We start from the raw sequence: 1207 nt of genomic DNA, 5'->3' as shown, positions 1-1207 counted from the left end.
GCCGAGGGCCGCCGACGCGGCCCCGGGGGCGGCTTGGGCGGCTGAAGGGGGCTGCTGGATAAGGCGTCTGAGCGCGCCCGGGAGGGCCCACGGCGCACGCTGAGAGCCTCTGAATGGGGGAGGGTTGAGCCGAGAAGGAGAGCGTTTGGGAGCGCACCAGGAAGGGCTTCATCCTGGAGGGGAGGTCGTGAAGACGTACGGCGCGTTCCTCCCGGCCGCGGGTTCGTTGGTGCTCAGGGGCGGAGGTTGCCGTGAGGGCCTTTCTTCAGACGACAAAAAAGGGAAGATCTCGCGATCTTCCCTTCTTCGTGTATTCTTGGCTCCCCGAGCTGGGCTCGAACCAGCGACCTGCGGATTAACAGTCCGTCGCTCTACCGACTGAGCTATCGGGGAGTACTTGACGCTTCAAGCGGTAGAAGTCGAAGCGTTGAACTTGGCTCCCCGAGCTGGGCTCGAACCAGCGACCTGCGGATTAACAGTCCGTCGCTCTACCGACTGAGCTATCGGGGAATCAAGACTTGGAATTCTATTGAGACGTCTTGTGTTTCGCAAGAGTACGGATGTAAATAAATGTAATGATCATGTGAGTGCCGGACACGGGACGGGAACCCTCCCGACGTAGAATGAACGGATCACTTCAGGGAGCCGTACGTGGAAAAGGTCACCTTCGACAATTCGCCCTTCGTCCTTCACCAACCCTTCCCGCCGGCGGGAGACCAGCCCGGCGCGATTGAGAAGCTCTGCTTCGGGTTGGATGCGGGGCTGATGAGCCAGACGCTTTTGGGCGTGACCGGCTCGGGGAAGACCTACACCATGGCGAACGTCATCGCCCGGTGCGGCTCGCCCGCCCTCATCATGGCCCCGAACAAGACGCTCGCCGCGCAGACCTACGCCGAGATGCGCGAGTTCTTCCCCGAGAACGCCGTCGAGTACTTCGTCTCCTACTACGACTTCTACCAGCCGGAAGCCTACGTCCCGGCCCGCGACCTCTTCATCGAGAAGGACGCCGCGGTGAACGAGCACATCGAGCAGATGCGCCTGGCCGCGACGAAATCGATCCTGGAGCGCCGCGACACGATCATCGTCGCCACCGTGAGCGCGATCTACGGCATCGGCGCCCCCGAGAGCTACACCGAGATGCGCTGCATCCTGCGCCGCGGCGACCGCCGCACGCAGCGGCAGCTCATCAGCCAGTTGGTCAAGATGC

1 protein-coding gene and 2 tRNA genes are annotated in these 1207 nt (G+C 62.7%); 1 reads left to right on the top strand and 2 read right to left on the bottom strand.

Going from position 1 to position 1207, the window contains the following annotated elements; genetic code table 11:
- Positions 1–317: 317 nt before the first annotated feature.
- Both HMPREF9440_RS06770 and HMPREF9440_RS06765 read right to left on the bottom strand, forming a co-directional pair.
- A tRNA-Asn gene (locus tag HMPREF9440_RS06770) sits at positions 318–393 on the bottom strand.
- Between the two features lie 41 nt (positions 394–434).
- Positions 435–510, bottom strand: a tRNA-Asn gene (locus tag HMPREF9440_RS06765).
- Between the two features lie 141 nt (positions 511–651).
- Here HMPREF9440_RS06765 and HMPREF9440_RS12030 point away from each other — a divergent pair.
- Positions 652–1207, top strand: a 556-nt coding sequence (locus HMPREF9440_RS12030) for a DEAD/DEAH box helicase family protein (RefSeq protein WP_008542736.1), incomplete at its 3' end; no start/stop codon positions are given.

The organism is Sutterella parvirubra YIT 11816, from assembly GCF_000250875.1.
Taxonomy (GTDB): Bacteria; Pseudomonadota; Gammaproteobacteria; order Burkholderiales; family Burkholderiaceae_F; genus Sutterella; species Sutterella parvirubra.
This window is presented reverse-complemented; position numbering and strand designations above follow the sequence as displayed.